This is a genomic window from Micromonospora sp. URMC 105, from assembly GCF_051386295.1.
Lineage (GTDB): Bacteria > Actinomycetota > Actinomycetes > Mycobacteriales > Micromonosporaceae > Micromonospora.
In genome coordinates this window covers 1-18,074 of sequence record NZ_JBPQTL010000003.1, presented here as the reverse complement: position 1 = coordinate 18,074, position 18,074 = coordinate 1, and the positions used below count along the sequence as shown (strand labels likewise).

Genomic DNA, 18,074 nt, shown 5'->3' with positions numbered 1-18,074 from the left:
CGTCAAACCTCCTCGTGGCCTGCGGCTGCGGGCGCCAGGACGATGTCGAACCGCACCCGGGACCACGCGCGGTCGCCCAGGTCGCGGCCGTCGGGGGTGACGGCGCCGGCCGGCTGGGGCGCGAAGTCCATCACCAGCGAGTCCCGTACGCCGAACACGCTGTCGCGGTCCAGCAGCTCGTCGCCGCGGACGAAGATGTGCGTCACCAGGGTCCGCAGTCCCTCCGCCCGGACCAGGAAGTGCAGGTGGGAGGCCCGCATCGGGGACCGGCCGGTGGCGGCCAGCAGCCGGCCGACCGGGCCGTCGTGCGGGATGGGGTACGGCGTCGGGGTGATCCCCCAGAAGCGGTAGTTGCCGTCCGCGTCGGTGTGCAGGTGACCGCGGCCGGCCACCCGGTCGTCGCCGTACTGGACGTCGTAGAAGCCGTCCTCGTCGGCCCCCCAGACCTCGATGCGCGCGTGCGGCACCGGGTTGCCGTGCGTGTCGGTGACCCTGCCCTCGACCCAGCACGGCTGCCCGGACGCTCCGGCCATCAGGTCACCACCGAGTTCGATCTCCGGCGAGCCATCGACGAAGAACGGGCCGAAGACCGTGGCCTCGGTGGCGTTTCCGTACGCCTCGTTGTTGACGGTGACGGTCTGCATCGAGGCACCGAGGACGTCGGAGAGCAGGATGAACTCCTGCCGCCGATCGTCGGTGAGGTGCCCGACGGCGGTGAGGAACTCGATGGCGCGCTGCCACTCCTCTTCGGTCAGCCGCACCTCCCGCACGAAGGCGTGCAGGTGCCGGGTGAGCGCCTGCATCAGCTCCCTGAGCCGCGGATCCGGCGTGTCGTCGAACGACGCGACCACCCGTTCGACGAGCTGTGACTCGCGGTGCTGCTGCTCCGGACTCATCGCGGCTCCCCTCCGTTCCATGCTCGGCGTAGCAGATCCTCAAGGTCGGCGCGGGTGACCGGCGTCGGGTTGTGCGGCGGTACGGCCGCCAGGACCGCGTCGACGGCGGCCGGGAGGTCGCTCTCGCGCAGCCCGTAGTCCCGCAGGGCACGAGGTGCCTGGACCTGCTCCCGCAGGCGCTGCAGTCCCTCCAGTGCGGATGCCGCGCCGAACGCCGCCGCCATCCGCTGCTCGCTGTCGGGGACCGACGGCGCGTTGAGGGCGAGGACGTACGGCAGCACCACGGCGTGGGTCTGCGCGTGCGGGAGGTTGTACATCCCGCCGAGCACGTGGCAGATCTTGTGGTGCAGCCCGGAACCGGCCGAGGCGAACGCCACCGCGGCCAGGTAGGCCCCGTACAGCGTCTGCTCGCGCCCCTCGATGCCCTGCGGATCGCGCACGACCTCGGGGAGTCCCTGGCGAAGGGCGCGGATGCCCTCCAGCGCAAGTGCCTGGTCGATCGGATCGACCCGGGGCGCCCACATCGAGTCGACGCAGTGCGCCAGCGCGTTCAGCCCGGAGGCCACGCTCAGCGGCACCGGCAGGGACAGCAGCAGGCTGGCGTCGTAGACGACGGACCGCGGCAGCACGCGGGCGTCGACCCCGGTGGTCTTGCGGCCGTCCTCGGTCAGCCCCCAGACGTTGGTGGCCTCGGAGCCCGCGTACGTGGTCGGCACGGCGACGATGGGCAGCCCGGTGGTCAGCGCCACCGCCTTGGCCAGGCCGGTGGTGGAGCCGCCGCCGACGCTGACGAGGACGTCGGCGTCGTGCCGCTTTGCGGCGGCACGGGCCCGCTCGGCGACGTCGGCGGGCACGTGCATCACCACCTCGGTGTGGCGCACCGCGGCCGGCAGGGCGGCCACCAGCGGGTCGGCCAGCGCGCTGTCGGCCTCCGCGGCGATCACCATCGGGCGGGCGGCGCCGAGCCGAGCCACCTCGTCGGCCACGTGGCCCGCCGCCTCGTACGAGGCGAACACCACCCGCTGCGGCAGCGTCTCGTGGGTGAAGTCGACTCTCACGCCGCACCGTCCCGGCCGAGGATCGCCGACATCGCCTCGCGCAGCGCCTGCTCCGGGTCGGCGGGCAGCCGCATCGACCGCCAGCCGATGTGCTTGTCCGGGCGCACCAGGAGCACGCCGTCCTCCTCGACCTCCCGCACCCGCGCCCAGTCGTAGTACAGGTCGGTCACCGCGCGCCCGGGGCCGATCACCACGGCCTCCAGCGGCACGCCGAGTTCCTGGCCGACCTTCTCGGCGGCCGCCACCCACGGCTCCCCCGCGATGCCGGTGAGCACCGTGAACCGGGTCATCGGCGCCAGGTCGAGCGTGGAGACCTTGTGCCGGGCATCGCCCACCCAGGCGTGCGGCAGCCGGGACCCCGGGACCGTCGACGGCTCGTAGTACAGCTCCGGGTCGCGGCTCGGTTCGGGGCGCCGGGTGCCGTCGGAGACCACCGCCTCGGACTCGTAGAACTGCCCGAGTTCGACGCCGTGGGCGTTGAACTCGTAGTGCTTCAGCTCCATGGCCGACATCAGCGCGGCCCGCTTGGCCGCCCCCTCGGGGGTGTTGGCCTTGCGCTCCTCGATCCGCGCGGCCATCTCGGCCTCGTCGGCGGCGTCGAGCAGGCCGAGCGCCTCGAAGAACTGGACGAACTCGCGGCTGGACCTGTTCGCGCGCTGGACGATCTGCCGGGCCACCGGCGCCCGTTCCGCCGAGTAGGTCTCCAGCAGCGACGGCTCGGCCTGCCGGCGGACGACGGCCGCCAGCTTCCAGGCGAGGTTGTAGGAGTCCTGGATGGAGGTGTTCGACCCGAGTCCGTTGCTCGGCGGGTGGCGGTGGACGGCGTCCCCGACACAGAACACCCGCCCCGACTGCAGGTGGGTCGCGTACATCTCGTTGTTGCCCCACAGCGACGTGCCGGTGATCTCCACCTCGATGTCCGGCAGCCCGAGCAGGTTGCGCACGATCTGGACGGCGGCGGCCTCGTCGACGACTGGTGGGGGTTGGCTGATGTCGTAGCCCCAGACGATGAGCCACTCGTTCCAGGGCCGCACCATCCGCACCAGGCCGGCCCCGATGCCGCCGACGTTCGAGCCGGGCTGGATCACCCAGTAGAGCACCGACGGCCGGTGCCCGACGTACGCCGAGATGTCGGCCTTGAAGGTGATGTTCATCGAGCCGGCGATGTCCATCGCGCCTTCCATCGGCAGGCCGAGGTCGGCGGCGACCTTGGAACGGGCGCCGTCGGCACCGATGAGGTACTTGGCCCGGATCGTGTATTCCTCGCCGGTGAGGCGGTCCCGGACCTCGACGTGGACGCCGTCGGCGTCCTGCCGGTGCCGCAGGTACTCGGTGGAGAACCGGGCCTGGGTCCCCCGCATCACGGCGTTGCGCAGCAGGATCGGTTCCAGGTGGGTCTGGGGGATGTCGACCGGCAGGCACGGTGACGCGAGGCGGTAGTCGGCCTGCCGGGCGGGATGGGTACCCCAGGTGAGGATCCGCCCGATCTCCTCCCCGGCGATCGAGGTGCAGAAGACGGTGTCGCCCATCAGCTCGTGCGGAGTGGCGTCGGCGAGCACCTGGTCTTCGATGCCCAGGTCCCGGAAGACCTCCATCGCGCGCTGGTTGGTGATGTGCGCGCGCGGCGTGTTCGCCGTCCACCGGTACTTCGTGATCATGATGTTCGGGATTCCGAGCGTGGACAGGAACAAGGCCGCTCCCGCCCCCGCCGGGCCCGAGCCGATGACCACGACGTCGGTCGTCACCATCGATCCCTGGGGTAGCGGCGTCTCGGCCATCCCGTCGCTGAACACTGCCATCAGCTCACCCACTCCACTGGTCGGCGTGTGGTCCTGGCCACTCGCTGGACAAGTGTGCGGCGGTGCTCCGCCACCCCAGCAAGGGCTGAGGCCGGAACACGGCGGAAAGGCGAAGCTGTGGCGGAATCCGAGAACTAGCTGGGCCGGCCGGCCCGGGCCTGCCGGCGCAGGTCGGTGGCGCGCATGCCGAAGCGCGCCCGGAACGCCTGCGAGAAGTGGGTGGCCGAGCCGAAGCCGCAGCGCGCCGCGACCTCACCGACCGGGGTCTGCGGCGAGGACACCAGCAGCGTGCGTGCGCGTTCCAGCCGCCGCGCCAGCACGTACTGGGGAACGGTGGTGCCGGCGGTGGCGAACGCCCGGGACAGGTGGCGTTCGCTGATACCGATCCCGGCCGCGACCCGGGCAGCGGTCAGGCGCGGGTCGGTCAGGTGGTCCTCGATGAACGTCCGCGCGTTGGCCAGGTGCACCGTGCCGAGGTTGGCCGGATGGCCACCTGCCATGCTCACGAGCAGGTCGAGCGCCATTCGTTCGTCGACGGGCGCGCCTTCCCCGGGACGCAGGGCCCGGTCGATCAGCTTGGCCAGCGTCCGGGCCGGCACGTCGCCCCCGGCGAAGTCGCGCACCAGCGGGGTGTCGAGCGAGTCGAGGCCGGTCAGCTCCCGGAACAGCGCCCGCGGCACCTTGATCGCGAGTTCCTCCAGGCCACGCGAGAAGCCGCGCATGAACGGACGATCGGCGTCGCAGATCAGGGCCTGTCCCGGTCGCAGGGTGAACACGCCGTCGTTGTGGTAGAAGAACGCCTCCCCGACGAGCGTCAGGTAGACCGCGACAGCGTCCGCCGGATGCCTGCGGATCACTTCGGCCGGACGTTCGACGACGTGCGCGTTGCCGCGGACGCGGGCCAGGTGCATCTGGTGGAGCTGGAGGTTGAGCTCGGCCCCCTCGAACGGCGCCTCACCGAGCGTGTGACAACGCAGGCCGATCAATGCGTGCGCGTTGTGATGCTCCCACAAGGCGATCCGCTGGGCCTCCGGGAGCCCGGTGGTGCTGAAGCTCATCGGCCGCGGGGCGGTCGCCGAACCCGTCGTCACGTCACCCCCCAGTGTGTCGGACCCACGATACTCCGGCCGGCGATCCGCAACCATCGGTTGCACTGGGCCGAGCTCCCGGCTAGCGTGATGCGCAACCAAACGTTGCAGGAGGGTGTCATGGAGTTCGGGACCATCGAGCGCGAGATCTTCGTCGAGGCGTCACCCGAGGTCGTCTTCGAGGTGGTGAGCAGTCCCGAGCACCTCAAGCAGTGGTGGCCTGACGACGCCCGCTACGACCCGACGCCCGGGTCGACGGGAGAGATCGTCTTCGGTGACCGCGACGCCGACGGGACGGTGGTGGCCTTCACCGTCGTCGACGCGCGACCGCCGCGGACGTTCTCGTTCCGGTGGACGCACCCGGCCGGCGAGGTCGCGGCCGAGGGCAACTCGCTGCTGGTCACCTTCGACCTGACCCCGTCCGGCGGCGGGACGCTGCTGAGGATGACCGAGACCGGCTTCCGCGAGATGGGCTGGGAGGTCGCCGTCCTGGAGCAGCAGTACCAGGAGCACATCAGCGGCTGGGGCTTCTACCTGCCGCGGCTGGCGACGTACGCCACCACGCTGCGGGTGCGGCCATGAGCACCGCGGTGGCCGGGGAGGTCGACGACGACCTCTGGTCCGCGATCGGGGACCCGACCCGGCGCCGGCTGCTCGACCTGCTGCTCATCGAGGGCGATGCCACCGCGACCACGCTCAGTCAGCAGCTGCCGGTCACCCGTCAGGCGGTGGCCAAGCACCTCGGCGTCCTCGACCGGGTCGGCCTGGTCCGGGCGACGCCCGCGGGCCGGGAGAAGCGGTACCGGGTCGACGACGCCCAGCTCGCCCGCGCGGTGGCCCAACTGGCATCGGTCGGCGCGACGTGGGATGCCCGACTGCAGCGGATCAAGCGGATCGCCGAGGCGATCCAGCGCACCCGACAGGACTGACAACCAGACCGACGAGATCAGGGAGAGCCGGAAAGATGGACATTCTGCACCGGGTCGGGGTCAGGACCCCGACGCCCGAGAAGGTGTACGCCGCGCTGACGACCGTCGACGGCCTCGCCGGCTGGTGGACCGAGGACACGAAGGGCAGCGCCGACCTCGGCGGCGTCCTCGAGTTCCGCTTCCTGCCCGGCGGCTTCGACATGGAGGTCGTCGAGCTGCGGCCGTCCGAGCGGGTGACGTGGCGGGTGGCCGACGGCCCCGAGGAGTGGATCGGCACCACCGTCGACTGGCACCTCCGGCAGGACGGCGACTACACGATCGTGCTCTTCACGCACCGCGGCTGGAAGGAGCCGGTGGAGTTCATGCACCACTGCAGCACCAAGTGGGCCTCGTACCTGCTCAGCCTCAAGTCGCTGGTGGAGACCGGCGAGGGCGCACCGTCGCCGCGGGACGTGCAGATCAGCGACTGGCACTGAGCCGGACCAGGATCACGCAGCCGGGCGTGGTGAGCCCCACCGGCTGATGCAGCGGCCGGTGCCCGACGGCACCGGCCGCTGCGCTCCGGGGCCACCACACCCGAGGAGACAGGAGGCCCTTCAGGCGATTCCGTACCGCTTGCGGGCCTCCTGAACGGTCTCGGGCTTGACCTCGCCGCGCCGGGCCAGGGCTGCCAGCGCAGCGACCACGACCGACTGCGGGTCGACCCCGAAGTGGCGACGGACGGCCGCACGGGTGTCGGAGAGGCCGAAACCGTCCGTGCCGATCGAGTGCCAGTCCTGCGGCACCCACTGGCTGATCTGGTCCGGAACCGCCCGCATCCAGTCGCTGACGGCGAGCACCGGGCCGGGAGCGCCGTTGAGCACCCGGGTCACGTACGGGATCCGGTCCTCACCCTCGAGCCGCGCCGCGTCACAGTCCAGCGCGTCGCGGCGCAGCTCGCTGAAGGAGGTGGCCGACCACACGTCGGCCGCCACGCCCCAGTCGCCGGCGAGAAGCCGCTGGGCCTCCAGGGCCCAGTGGATCGCGGTGCCGGAGGCGAGCAGTTGCAGGCGCGGGGCATCCGCCGCCAGCTCGGTGGCATCGGCTTCCTGGTACCGGTAGAGGCCCTTGACGATGCCCTCCTCGATGCCCGCGCCGGACGGCATGGGCGGCTGGACCTTCGCCTCGTTGTAGACCGTCAGGTAGTAGAAGACGTCCTCGGCGTCCGGGCCGTACATCCGGCGCAGCCCGTCGCGGACGATCACGGCGACCTCGTAGGCGAAGGCCGGGTCGTAGGCGATCGCCGCCGGGTTGGTCGAGGCGATCAGGTGGGAGTGGCCGTCGGCGTGCTGCAGGCCCTCGCCGGTCATCGTCGTACGACCCGCGGTGGCACCGATGAGGAAGCCGCGGCCGAGCTGGTCGGCGAGCGCCCACATCTGGTCGGCCGTCCGCTGCCAGCCGAACATCGAGTAAAAGATGTAGAACGGGATCATCGGCTCGCCGTGGGTGGCGTACGACGTGGCGGCGGCCGTGAAGTCGGCCATCGCCCCGGCCTCGGTGATGCCCTCGTTGAGGATCTGACCGTTCGTGGCCTCCTTGTAGTACAGGAGCGTGTCGCGGTCCACCGGGTCGTAGGTCTGGCCGTGCGGCGAGTAGATGCCGGCGCTGGGAAAGAGCGACTCCATGCCGAAGGTACGCGCCTCGTCCGGAACGATCGGCACCCAACGCCGCCCGGTCTCCGGGTCCCGCATCAGGTCCTTGACCAGGCGGACGAAGGCCATGGTCGTCGCGATCTCCTGACTACCGGACCCCTTGGCCAGCGTGTCGAAGGGCTTGGCCGACGGCGCGGGCAGCGCCACCGGGTGCACCCGGCGAGCCGGGGCGGGGCCGCCCAGCGCGGCCCGGCGCTCGTGCAGGTAACGGACCTCCGGCGAGTCGGCGCCGGGGTGGGCGTAGGGCACCACGTCACCGGTGAGCCTGCTGTCGGGGATGGGAAGTTCGAGCAGGTCGCGCAGGGCGCGGAACTCGTCGCCGGTCAGCTTCTTCATCTGGTGGTTGGCGTTGCGCGACTCGAAGGCGGGGCCGAGCGTGTAGCCCTTGACCGTCTGGGCGAGGATCACCGTCGGCGCGCCCCGGTGCTCGACGGCGGCCCGGTACGCGGCGTACACCTTGCGGGGTTCGTGGCCCGCCCGCGACGCGTGGAAGCACTCGGCGATCTTGGCGTCGGTCAGCACCTTCGCCATCTCGACGAGCGCCGGGTCGGCGCCGAAGAAGTGCTCGCGGATGTAGCGGACATCGCGGGCCGCGTACGTCTGGAACTGCCCGTCGGGGACCTCGCGCAGCCGGCGGACGAGCGCGCCCGTGGTGTCGAGCGCGAAGAGGTCGTCCCAGGCTGAGCCCCACAGCGACTTGACGACGTTCCAGCCCGCCGCGAGGAACCGCGCCTCCAGCTCCTGGACGATCTTGAAGTTGGCGCGTACCGGCCCGTCGAGCCGCTGCAGGTTGCAGTTGACCACGAAGGTGAGATTGTCCAGGCCTTCGCGACCGGCAAGGGCGAGCGCGGCGGTCGACTCGGGCTCGTCCATCTCGCCGTCGCCGAGGAACGCCCACACCCGCGAGGCGGAGGTGTCCTTGATGCCACGGTGCTGCAGGTAGCGGTTGAACCGCGCCTGGTAGATCGCCGACAGCGGGCCCAGGCCCATCGACACGGTGGGGAACTCCCACAGCCACGGCAGCCGGCGCGGGTGCGGGTAGGAGGGCAGGCCGTCGCCGCCGGCCTCCTGCCGGAACCGGTCGAGGTGGCCCTCGGTGAGCCGACCGTCGAGGAAGGCGCGGGCGTAGATGCCGGGGGCGGCATGGCCCTGGAGGTAGAGCTGGTCGCCGGAGCCGTCGGCCTCCTTGCCCCGGAAGAAGTGCTGGAAGCCGGTCTCGTAGAGCCAGGCCGCGGAGGCGTACGTGGCGATGTGGCCGCCCAGGCCGTAACGGCTGCCGCGGGTGACCATCGCGGCGGCGTTCCAGCGGTTCCAGGCGGTGATGCGCCGTTCCATCTCCTCGTCACCGGGGAACGCCGGCTCGGCGGCGGTCGGGATGGTGTTGAGGTATTCGGTCTCGAGCAGCTTCGGCAGCGCGAGGCCGGCGCCCTCGGCGTGTTCGAGGGTGCGGCGCAGGAGGTACGAGGCGCGCTGCGGCCCGACTGCCGCGGTGACGGCGTCCAGGGAGGCCGCCCACTCGGCGGTCTCCTCGGGGTCGCGGTCCGGGATCTGATCGAGTGCGCCTGGGGTGTTTCGCCCGATGTCAGTCATGGTGGCCGCCTTCCGACGGTTCCGGACCTCTCGTCCGCGGGGCGGGAGGTCGACACGGTGAGACCGGAAGCTGCTTCCGGTTACGTCGGCGAGCCGCCTCGCCGATGCATCAGCAAGGACCAGGTGGGGCAGGGATTCGTGACACCCGCCTGCGCCGACGCGGGCAGCGATTCGCGGCACGGAACGGGTATGCCGGCACCCGACGCGAGGCGCTGGACCAGGTGGGCAACAGACCTCGGCAAAGGCGACAGGCGGCCAGCAACGAGAGGAACGAGACGTCATGCCCGACCGCCAGGTCCCGACGGATGCCGTGCGGACCTTCGACGCGGTCCGGCCCCGACTGTTCGGCATCGCCTACCGGATGCTCGGCACCGTTCACGACGCCGAGGACATCGTGCAGGAGACGTGGCTACGGTGGCAGCGCACCGACCGCAGTGCGGTACGGGACCCGACCGCGTTCCTCGTCACCGCGACGACCCGGCTCGCCCTGAACGCGGCCACCTCGGCACGCGCCCGCCGGGAGACGTACGTCGGCCCCTGGCTGCCCGAGCCGGTCCAGACGTCGGTCGACCCGGCGACCCGAGCCGAGCAGGGCGAAGCTCTCGAACTCGCGTTGCTCCTCCTGCTGCAACGACTGACCCCGCACGAGCGGGCCGTGTACGTGCTCCGCGAGGCCTTCGACTACCCGTTCCGGCAGATCGCCGAGGTCCTCGACATCAGCGAGGCGAACGCGCGGCAGCTCGGGCGCCGGGCGCGCGCCCACCTTGCCGAGAAACGGCACGCCCCGGTCGCCCCCGCCGAGCACGGCCGGCTGCTCCACGCCTTCCTCGCCGCCGCCCGCTCCGGTGACGTCGGTCAGTTGGAGGAACTGCTCGCCAACGACGTCGTCTCGTACGCCGACGGCGGCGGCATGGTCAGCGCGGCGCGCGTACCGGTCACCGGCCGGGCCGACGTCGCCCGCTACCTCGCCGGGCTCATGAGAAAGTTCGGCGCGCTCGTCTCGCTGGACGTCGTCGAGGCAAACGGGCAGGAAGCCGTCCTGGTCCGCCGGGCCGGAGCCGTGGTCGCCCTGTGCGCGATCGACGCCTCTCCCGAGGGGATCGCCCGCGTGCTGATCACCCTCAACCCAGCCAAGATCGCCCGGTTCGGTCCACCTGCCGCCGAACCGCAGGGCGCTCGCCGATCGGCCTGAGGGGTGCCCTCGATCGTCACGCGACGGCCGGCTCGCCGCGGGACGATCGAGGCGGGCGCGGGTCAGCGCCGCCGCAGCGCCTTGTCGAGCAGCGCCGGCGGGGTGTCGTTCTTCTCCCCCGGCGCCAGGTCGACGCCCGGAGCGACGATCGCGTCGATGGCGTCGAGCACGTCGGCGGAGAGCACGGTGTCCGCAGCGGCGAGCTGTGACTGCAGGTGAGCCGGGGTACGGGGACCGATGATCGCGCTGGTCACGCCGGGGTGGGCGGTGACGAAGCCGAGTGCGAGCTGGATCAGGCTCAGCCCCGCCTGGTCGGCGACCCCGGCCAGCTGCTCGACGGCGTCGAGCCGGGCCTGGTTGGCGGGAATCGTGAGATCGAAGCGCTGCGGCATGAACGCCGAGCGGTTGGTGCTGATCTCCCGGCCCGCGCGGACCGCGCCGGAGAGCCACCCCGAGGCGAGCGGGCTCCACACCAGCACGCCGAGGCCGTACTCCTGCGTGACCGGCAGGACGTCCCGCTCGATGCCACGCTGCAAGATCGAGTAGCTGGGCTGCTCGGTGACGTAGCGGCTCAGGCGGTGCTCGCGGGCGGCCCCCTGGGCCTGCACGATGCGGTACGCCGGATAGGTCGAGGACCCGAAGTAGCGGATCTTCCCGGCGCGCTGCAGGTCGGTCAGCGCCGACAGGGTCTCCTCGTCGCTGGTGGCCGGGTCCCAGCGGTGGATCTGGTACAGGTCGACGTGGTCGACGCCGAGGCGGCGCAGGCTGTTGTCCAGCTCGGTGACCAGCCAGCGGCGCGAGCCGCCCCGGTGGTTGCGCTCCTCGCCCATCGGCAGGGAACCCTTGGTCGCCAGCACGATGTCGTCGCGGCGGCCGGCGATGGCCTTGCCGACCATCTCCTCGGACTGGCCGGCGCCGTACGCGTCGGCGGTGTCGATGAGGTTGACACCCGCCTCCAGGGCGGCGTCGACGATGGCGGTGACCTCGTCCTGGGTGGTGTTGCCGATCTTCCCGAAGTTCATCGCGCCGAGCACGAGGGTGCTGACCTGCACACCCGTACGGCCCAAGGTGCGGTACTGCATGGCTGTTCTCCTTCTTCCGATGGCCGGGCGGATCCGTGATCGGTGGCGTGGCGCGGGCGCACCCCGGCCAGCTATGCTCACAAGCGGATCGCCGTTCCGGTAACCACGATACGGAACAGCGTTCCGCCTAGCCAGGGATGTGACGGAGGTAACGACGCGATGGTGGGTATCGGCGACGGCTCGGATTCGCCGGCCGTACGCAAGCGGGCCGACGCCCGCCGCAACGAGCGCACCCTGCTGGATGCGGCCGCCGCGGCTTTCGTCTCGTCCGGCGTCCACGTGCCGGTGCGCGACATCGCCGCCCGGGCCGGCGTCGGCGTCGGCACGATCTACCGCCACTTCCCCACCCGGGCCGACCTCGTCGTCGCCGTCTACCGGCACCAGGTCGACGAGTGCGCCAAGGCCGGCCCGGAGCTGCTGGCGGACAGCACGTCACCGCACGCCGCGCTGGCGAGGTGGATCGACCTCTTCGTCGACTTCCTCGTCACCAAGCACGGCCTTGCCGAAGCGCTGCAGTCCGACGATCCGACCTTCCAGACCCTGCACACGTCCTTCATCGACCGCCTGCTGCCCGTGTGCGCCCAACTGCTCGACGCCGCCGCGGAGGCGGGACAGATCATCCCCGACATCGATCCCTACGCGTTGCTGCGAGGCGTCGGCAACCTCTGCATCGGCGCGGGCAACGATTCCCGCTACGACGCCCGTCGCATGGTCGGAATCCTGATCGCAGGGCTGCGCCCCGAGTAGCCCCGGCCCGTCATCGCTACGGGGTCACAGGTGGGCGATGACCACCTTCGTGGCCTCGGCGACGAGGGCGTTGTCGTAGGCGGCGTCCTTCTCGTCGCGGCTGGACAGCACCGCGAGCACGATGGGGGCCCGGTCGGGCGGCCAGATCACGGCGATGTCGTTGCGGGTGCCGTACCCGGCGGCCCCGGTCTTGTCCCCGACGACCCAGCCGTCGGGGACCCCGGCGCGGATCAACGCGCCGCCGGTGGTGTTGCCGCGCAACCAGCCGTTGAGGATGTCACGGTCCGCCGGCGGCAGGGCATCCCCGACGGTGTACGTCCGCAGGTCGTCCGCCAGAGCCCGCGCAGTGCTGGTGTCCCGCTTGTCGCCCGGCGTCGCCTCGTTGAGCTCGGTCTCGTAGCGGGCCGCGTCGGTGGTCTTGTCGCCCACCTCGCGCAGCTCCTTCTCGAACCGCTGCGGCCCACCGAGGTGCCGCAGCAGCAGGTTCCCGGCGGTGTTGTCGCTGTAGCGCACCGCCGCGTCGGCGAGGGCGCGCAGCGTCATGCCGTCGGCGACGTGCTGCTCGGTGATCGGCGAGTAGGTCACAAGGTCGTCCGCCGAGTACCGCACCACCCGGTCCAGCTGGGCGTCCGTGGTCTCGTCGAGGACCTCGGCGGCGGCGAGCGCCTTGTACGTCGAGGCGTACGCGAACCGCTCGTCGGCCCGGTACTGCACCGTGCGGCCCGTGCCGGTGTCGACGGCGTGGACGCCCAGCCGCGCGTCGAACATCTCCTCCAGTCGCTGGAACCCTGGATCCGCAGTGGTCGCCGGTACGGCCGCCCCGGAAACCGTCGGCGCCTGCACCGTCGCGCCGGCGGTGCCGCACCCGGTGAGGAGAACCAGGACCGCAGATGCCACCGCCGCCCCCGTCGTCACACGTCGTGCCCGAAAAGCCATCGTCACTCCTACGCCAGGCGGTACCCGCCGGCAGGAAGAGCGCCGGACGGTGGATCTCCAGCCTGGCAAGGGTTCCGCATGCTGTCCAAGACAGAAGTGGCAGCCTTGATGCCGATTCGGCATTCGGCTGGGCCTACCGCCGCAGCACCCTGTCTGCTCACGTCCGCGGCCGCCGTCAACCCGCCACCGTGGCGGTCAGCGACCGGGCCAGCAGCTCGGTGACCGCCGGAGCGTGGTCCACCAGGAAGAAGTGACCGCCGGGAAAGGTATGGACATCGATCTCCCCGGTGGTGTGCCGCCGCCAGTCGGCAGCCTCGTCGGCTGACACGACCGGGTCATCAGCGCCGGTGAGAACGGTCACCGGGCAGTCCAGTACCGCCTCGGGTCGGTGACGGTATGTCTCGATGGCACGGTAGTCGCTGCGGACGGCGGGCAGGATCAGCTGGATCAGGTCAGGATCGGCCAGGGTGTCGGCATGCGTGCCGCTGAGCCGGCGTAGCTGCTCGATGATGTCCGCGTCACCGAGTCGGTGGACCCGTTCGTCCCGGTAGCGCGACGGTGCTCGCCGGGCCGAAGCGAACAGGCGTACCGGATCCGGCAGGCCCGCCTCGCGCATCCGCAACGCCACTTCATATGCGAGCACGGCGCCCAGGCTGTGGCCGAACAACGCCAGCGGGCGCTGTGGCGTCGCGGCCAGCGCGGCGAACACCTGGTCGGCCAGGAGGTGCAGATCGGCGACGTTGTCCTCGCGGCGCCGGTCCTGCCGGCCCGGATACTGCACGGCGAGCACCTGCACGCGGGGAGCGAGCGCCCTGGACATGGGGAAGAAGAAGCTGGCCGACCCACCCGCGTGCGGCAGGCAGACCAACCGTACGGCGTCCTCCGCGGCGGGATGGAAGCGGCGCAGCCAGAGCGCAGGGTCGGCTGACGGGGTCATGGACAGGACTCCTCTCAGGAAGGGGGCCACCGGCCGGCGTGCGGGCCCGGAAAAGGCCCGGGCGGCGGGGCTCATCGGAACGGCATCCGGCCGGGGCCAGGCGGTCGCCGGACGCATCCCGGGCGACCGCCTGCCACGTCGTTCAGGGCGCTATCCGGCCGAGCTCGTTGTCGATGAGATCGAAGATCTCGGCCGCCGAGGCGGACTTGATCCGGTTGCTGATGTCCGCCTCCCCCGTCACGGGCGCTACGTCCGACCAGCGGGAGGCGATGTCGCGCAGGCGCGCGGCGACGGCCATGCGTTCCCGATCGTCCGGGCCGAGCGCGGCGAGGACCGCCTCCAGCCGGTCGAGTTCGGCCATCGGCGAATCCGGTGCCGCCGTCGCGGTGAACCGGGACAGCAGGTGATCGGTGAGAGCTGCCAGAGTCGGGTGGTCGAAGATCACGGTCGTGGACAGCCGGACGCCGGTCACCGCGTTCAGCCGGTTACGCAGTTCCAACGCGGTCATCGAGTCGAAACCCAGATCCTGGAACGAGCGTTCTGCCTCGATCGTAGTTGCCGCCGAATGCCCCAGGACCGTGCCGACCTCGGTTCGCAGGAGGTCCAGCACGGCTTGGCGCCGCTCGTCGCCGGGGAGGCCTGCGAGGCGCTGACCCAACGACGACCCCCCGTCCTGGACGACGGCTCTGACCGGCCTGCGGACGGGTTCACCGCTGACGGACGGATCGACCGCCGGGTCGCCGACCGGAGTGAACCGGTCCACCGGCACCTCGTGGAACTCGATCGACCCGGCGGTCGCCACCGGCTGTCCCGTTGCGTCGGACAACACCAGCGCGGCGGTTTCCCCGTCGAGGGGAGCCAGCCGCGCCTGGACGCTGACGGCGCGCGTCGCGTACAGGCGGACGTCACGCCAGACGACCGGTACCCGGACGGTGTCCCGCGACGGGGACTGCCGGTCGAACACGCTCGGGTCGAGCAGCAGCGGATGCAGCCCGAAGTCCGCCACCTCATGGCGGAACTGCTCCGGCACCTGCAGGGTCACGGGTTGACCGGACGGCGGTAGCGCGAACGTCGCCTCCGCCAGGTCCGCGTCCACGCCGAGCCGGCCGTGCGCGTAGCGGAGCCACGTGCCGCCGGGCCGGTCGGGCCGGGCGTGCACGTGCACCTCACGGCTGTCGCTGTCATCGGGACCGGTGAGGCGGACCTGGACGAGCATGGGAGTGTCCTCGGTCAGGACCATCGGAACGGTCAGGGTCAGGTCCCGCAGCACCGGGTGCCCGACCTCGTCACCGGCGCGCAGCACCGCCTCGACCAGCGCACCGGCCGGTACGACCACCGTGCCGGCGACGTGACCGGGGGTCAGCCAGGACAGCGACCCGGCCGAGAGCCGGTTGGTGAACAGCACCTCGTCGCCCCCGGCCACCGGCACCATCGAGCCCAGCAGCGGATGCCCGATGCCGGGCGTCCCGGCGTCCGACTCGCGGGAGGAGACCAGCCAGTACCGCTCCCGCTGGAACGCATACGTCGGCAGCGGAACCCACCGGCCACCGGACACCACCGGTGCCCACTGCACCGACTGCCCGCCCACGTGCAGCGCGGCGACCGCCGTCAGCAGGGAGGGCGCCTCGGCGCGACCCGAGCGCAGCGCCGGCACCAGCACCTGCGGATCCGACGCGAGGCCCTCCCCCACCAGCGCGCTCAGCACCGCGTCGGGACCGACCTCCAGGAACCGGGTGACCCCCTGACTCTCCAGGAACCGCACGCCGTCGAGGAACCGGACCGCATGGCGTACCTGCCGTACCCAGTAGTCCGGTGAACACAGCTGCTCGGCGGTGGCCAGGGCACCGGTCAGGTTGGACACGACCGGGATGCGCGGCTCACGGAACGTCAGCCCCGCCAGAACAGCGCCGAACTCGTCGAGCGCCTCGTCCATGTGCGGGGAGTGGAAGGCGTGACTGACGGGCAACCGCTTGGTCTTGCGGCCCTGGTTGCGCCACTGCCGCGCCACCTGCTCGACCGCGTCGGCGTCACCGGAGACCACCACCGAGCGCGGCCCGTTCACCGCCGCGACCACGACCCGGTCCCCGTACTCGGCCAGGGACGGGAGCACCTCGTCCTCGCCGGCCTGGACCGCCGCCATTGCGCCGCCCTCCCGAGCGGCCTGCATCAGCCGGCCTCGCGCGGCGACGAGCGTGCAGGCGTCCGCCAGGTCCCACACCCCGGCCACGTGCGCGGCGGCGACCTCACCGATGGAGTGCCCCAGCATCAGGTCAGGCGTCACGCCGAACGACTCCAGCAGACGGAACAGCGCAACCTCTACCGCGAACAAGGCCGTCTGTGTGTAGACGGTCTGATCCAGTAACGCCGAATCGGCCGAGTCAGCCGGACCGAACAGCACGTCCCGCAACGGCCGCTCCAGCACGGGGTCGAACCGGGCACACAGCTCGTCGAAGGCGGCGGCGAAGACGGGATAGGTCTCGTAGAGTTCGTGGCCCATGCCGAGTCGTTGGCTGCCCTGCCCGGTGAACAGGAAAGCTGTCCGTCCCTGGCCGGTGGCACCACTGCCGGTGATCACCGAGGACGACGGCTGTCCCTGAGCCAACGCCGCCAATCCCGCCAGCAGCTCCTCCGACCCTGAACCCAGCACCACCGCCCGGTGCTCCAGCGACGCCCGCCCCGTCACCAACGAGAACGCCACGTCCAGCGGATCCACCTCCGGGCGCCGCGCCACGAACTCGCGCAACCGCCGCGCCTGCGCCCGCAGCCCCGCCACACCACGGCCCGACACCACCCACGGCACCACCGCACCCGACCCGGACGCGGGCCCGGGCTCCGAGGCGTGGCCGGCACCGGAGCCGGCAGCAGGCCTGGTGTCGGCGTCTGAGCCGGCGGCGGGCTCGGTCTCGGGTGCCTGCTCGAGAATCACATGCGCATTGGTCCCACTGATCCCGAACGACGACACCCCCACCCGCCGCGGACCCGGCACCTCAGGCCACGGCCGCTCCTCGGTCAGCAACCGCACCGCCCCCGACGACCAATCCACGTGCGGAGTCGGCTCGTCCACATGCAACGTCTGCGGCAGGATCCCCTGCCGCATCGCCATCACCATCTTGATCACACCACCGACACCCGCCGCCGCCTGAGCGTGCCCGATGTTCGACTTCAACGACCCCAACCACAGAGGCCGATCAACCGGCCGGCCCTGCCCGTAGGTGGCCAGCAACGCCTGCGCCTCGATCGGATCACCCAACCGGGTGCCCGTCCCATGCGCCTCCACAGCGTCGACCTCGGCCGGAGTGAGACCCGCGACCTCCAGAGCCCGCCTAATCACCCGCTCCTGCGACGGCCCGTTCGGCGCGGTCAGACCATTCGACGCCCCGTCCTGATTCACCGCCGAACCCCGCACCACCGCCAACACCCGACGCCCCTCACGCAACGCATCCGACAACCGCTGCACCAACAACAAACCCACACCCTCGGACCAACCCGTCCCACCCGCCGACGCCGCAAACGACCGACACCGACCATCCGCCGACAAACCCCGCTGCCGCGAGAACTCCACGAACGTCTGGGGCGTGGCCATCACGGTGGCACCGCCGGCCAGGGCGAGATCGCACTCGCCGGAGCGCAGGGCGGTGACGGCCAGGTGCAGCGCCACCAGCGACGACGAACACGCGGTGTCGACGGTCACCGCCGGGCCCTCCAGACCGAGGGTGTACGCGACCCGGCCCGAGGCCACACTGCCGGCCGTGCCGCTGGCCAGGTAGCCCTCCAATTCAGCGGGTATCCGGGCGAGCCCGGTGCCGTAGTCGTGGTACATGACGCCGGCGTACACGCCCGTGCGGCTGCCACGCAGCCGGGCGGGGTCGACCCCGGCGTCTTCGAGCGCTTCCCACGCGGTCTCCAACAACAACCGCTGCTGCGGATCCGTCGCCAACGCCTCCCGCGGCGACATCCCGAAGAACTCCGCATCGAAACCATCAGCCCCGTGCAGGAAACCACCCTCCCGCGCATACGACGTCCCCACCCGCTCCGGATCCGGGTCGTACAACCCCTCCAGATCCCACCCCCGATTCGTCGGAAAACCACCCACCGCATCCACACCATCAGCCACCAACCGCCACAACTG

The 18,074-nt window shown here is 71.4% G+C and carries 14 protein-coding genes; 5 read left to right on the top strand and 9 right to left on the bottom strand.

The window, feature by feature from the left end; all coding sequences use genetic code 11:
* Positions 1-2 precede the first annotated feature (2 nt).
* From ACSNN7_RS01415 to ACSNN7_RS01400, 4 genes are all read right to left on the bottom strand, one after another.
* Positions 3-896 (bottom strand): dioxygenase, encoded by an 894-nt coding sequence (locus ACSNN7_RS01415; protein ID WP_436678654.1) that lies wholly within the window; start codon positions 894-896, stop codon positions 3-5.
* Positions 893-1,954, bottom strand: a complete 1,062-nt coding sequence (locus ACSNN7_RS01410; RefSeq protein WP_436678653.1) for a maleylacetate reductase — start codon at positions 1,952-1,954, stop codon at positions 893-895. Before ACSNN7_RS01410 ends, ACSNN7_RS01415 begins: the two co-directional genes overlap by 4 nt.
* On the bottom strand, positions 1,951-3,753 hold the full coding sequence (locus tag ACSNN7_RS01405; RefSeq protein ID WP_436678652.1) for an FAD-dependent oxidoreductase: 1,803 nt from the start codon (positions 3,751-3,753) through the stop codon (positions 1,951-1,953). The genes ACSNN7_RS01410 and ACSNN7_RS01405 overlap by 4 nt, the downstream gene beginning before the upstream one ends.
* A gap of 134 nt (positions 3,754-3,887) precedes the next feature.
* The gene (locus ACSNN7_RS01400) at positions 3,888-4,844 is read right to left on the bottom strand and encodes a helix-turn-helix domain-containing protein (protein WP_436678651.1); all 957 of its coding nucleotides are present in this window, start codon (positions 4,842-4,844) and stop codon (positions 3,888-3,890) included.
* 117 nt (positions 4,845-4,961) lie between these two features.
* On the opposite strand from ACSNN7_RS01400, the gene ACSNN7_RS01395 reads away from it, so the two are divergent.
* Genes ACSNN7_RS01395 through ACSNN7_RS01385 form a run of 3 tightly spaced genes read left to right on the top strand, consistent with a single transcriptional unit; the run spans position 4,962 to position 6,246 of the window.
* Positions 4,962-5,423 (top strand): SRPBCC family protein, encoded by a 462-nt coding sequence (locus tag ACSNN7_RS01395; RefSeq protein ID WP_436678650.1) that lies wholly within the window; start codon positions 4,962-4,964, stop codon positions 5,421-5,423.
* Positions 5,420-5,770 carry an ArsR/SmtB family transcription factor gene (locus tag ACSNN7_RS01390; protein WP_436678649.1) on the top strand — a complete coding sequence of 117 codons (351 nt, stop codon included), beginning with the start codon at positions 5,420-5,422 and terminating at the stop codon, positions 5,768-5,770. Before ACSNN7_RS01395 ends, ACSNN7_RS01390 begins: the two co-directional genes overlap by 4 nt.
* A 35-nt stretch (positions 5,771-5,805) precedes the next feature.
* Complete coding sequence (locus ACSNN7_RS01385) at positions 5,806-6,246, top strand: SRPBCC family protein (protein WP_436678648.1); 441 nt, start codon at positions 5,806-5,808, stop codon at positions 6,244-6,246.
* A gap of 120 nt (positions 6,247-6,366) precedes the next feature.
* Here the strand turns inward: ACSNN7_RS01385 and aceE are convergent, their stop codons facing one another.
* A complete protein-coding gene (gene aceE / locus ACSNN7_RS01380) occupies positions 6,367-9,051 on the bottom strand; it encodes a pyruvate dehydrogenase (acetyl-transferring), homodimeric type (RefSeq protein ID WP_436678647.1) in 2,685 nt (894 codons plus the stop codon).
* Positions 9,052-9,331: 280 nt separating this feature from the next.
* Between aceE and ACSNN7_RS01375 the strand changes: the two genes are divergently transcribed.
* Positions 9,332-10,243: an RNA polymerase sigma-70 factor gene (locus ACSNN7_RS01375; RefSeq protein ID WP_436678646.1), complete on the top strand. Its 912-nt coding sequence runs from the start codon at positions 9,332-9,334 to the stop codon at positions 10,241-10,243.
* A gap of 62 nt (positions 10,244-10,305) precedes the next feature.
* Here the strand turns inward: ACSNN7_RS01375 and ACSNN7_RS01370 are convergent, their stop codons facing one another.
* Positions 10,306-11,325, bottom strand: coding sequence for an aldo/keto reductase (locus ACSNN7_RS01370; RefSeq protein ID WP_436678645.1), 1,020 nt, complete (start codon positions 11,323-11,325; stop codon positions 10,306-10,308).
* A gap of 159 nt (positions 11,326-11,484) precedes the next feature.
* On the opposite strand from ACSNN7_RS01370, the gene ACSNN7_RS01365 reads away from it, so the two are divergent.
* Complete coding sequence (locus tag ACSNN7_RS01365) at positions 11,485-12,072, top strand: TetR/AcrR family transcriptional regulator (protein ID WP_436678644.1); 588 nt, start codon at positions 11,485-11,487, stop codon at positions 12,070-12,072.
* Between the two features lie 24 nt (positions 12,073-12,096).
* Here the strand turns inward: ACSNN7_RS01365 and bla are convergent, their stop codons facing one another.
* The 3 genes from bla to ACSNN7_RS01350 all read right to left on the bottom strand — a co-directional run.
* On the bottom strand, positions 12,097-13,008 hold the full coding sequence (gene bla / locus ACSNN7_RS01360; RefSeq protein ID WP_436678643.1) for a class A beta-lactamase: 912 nt from the start codon (positions 13,006-13,008) through the stop codon (positions 12,097-12,099).
* A gap of 175 nt (positions 13,009-13,183) precedes the next feature.
* On the bottom strand, positions 13,184-13,945 hold the full coding sequence (locus ACSNN7_RS01355; protein WP_436678642.1) for a thioesterase II family protein: 762 nt from the start codon (positions 13,943-13,945) through the stop codon (positions 13,184-13,186).
* Between the two features lie 142 nt (positions 13,946-14,087).
* Positions 14,088-18,074 (bottom strand): type I polyketide synthase (locus ACSNN7_RS01350; RefSeq protein ID WP_436678641.1); only part of this gene is annotated, 3,987 nt, incomplete at its 5' end.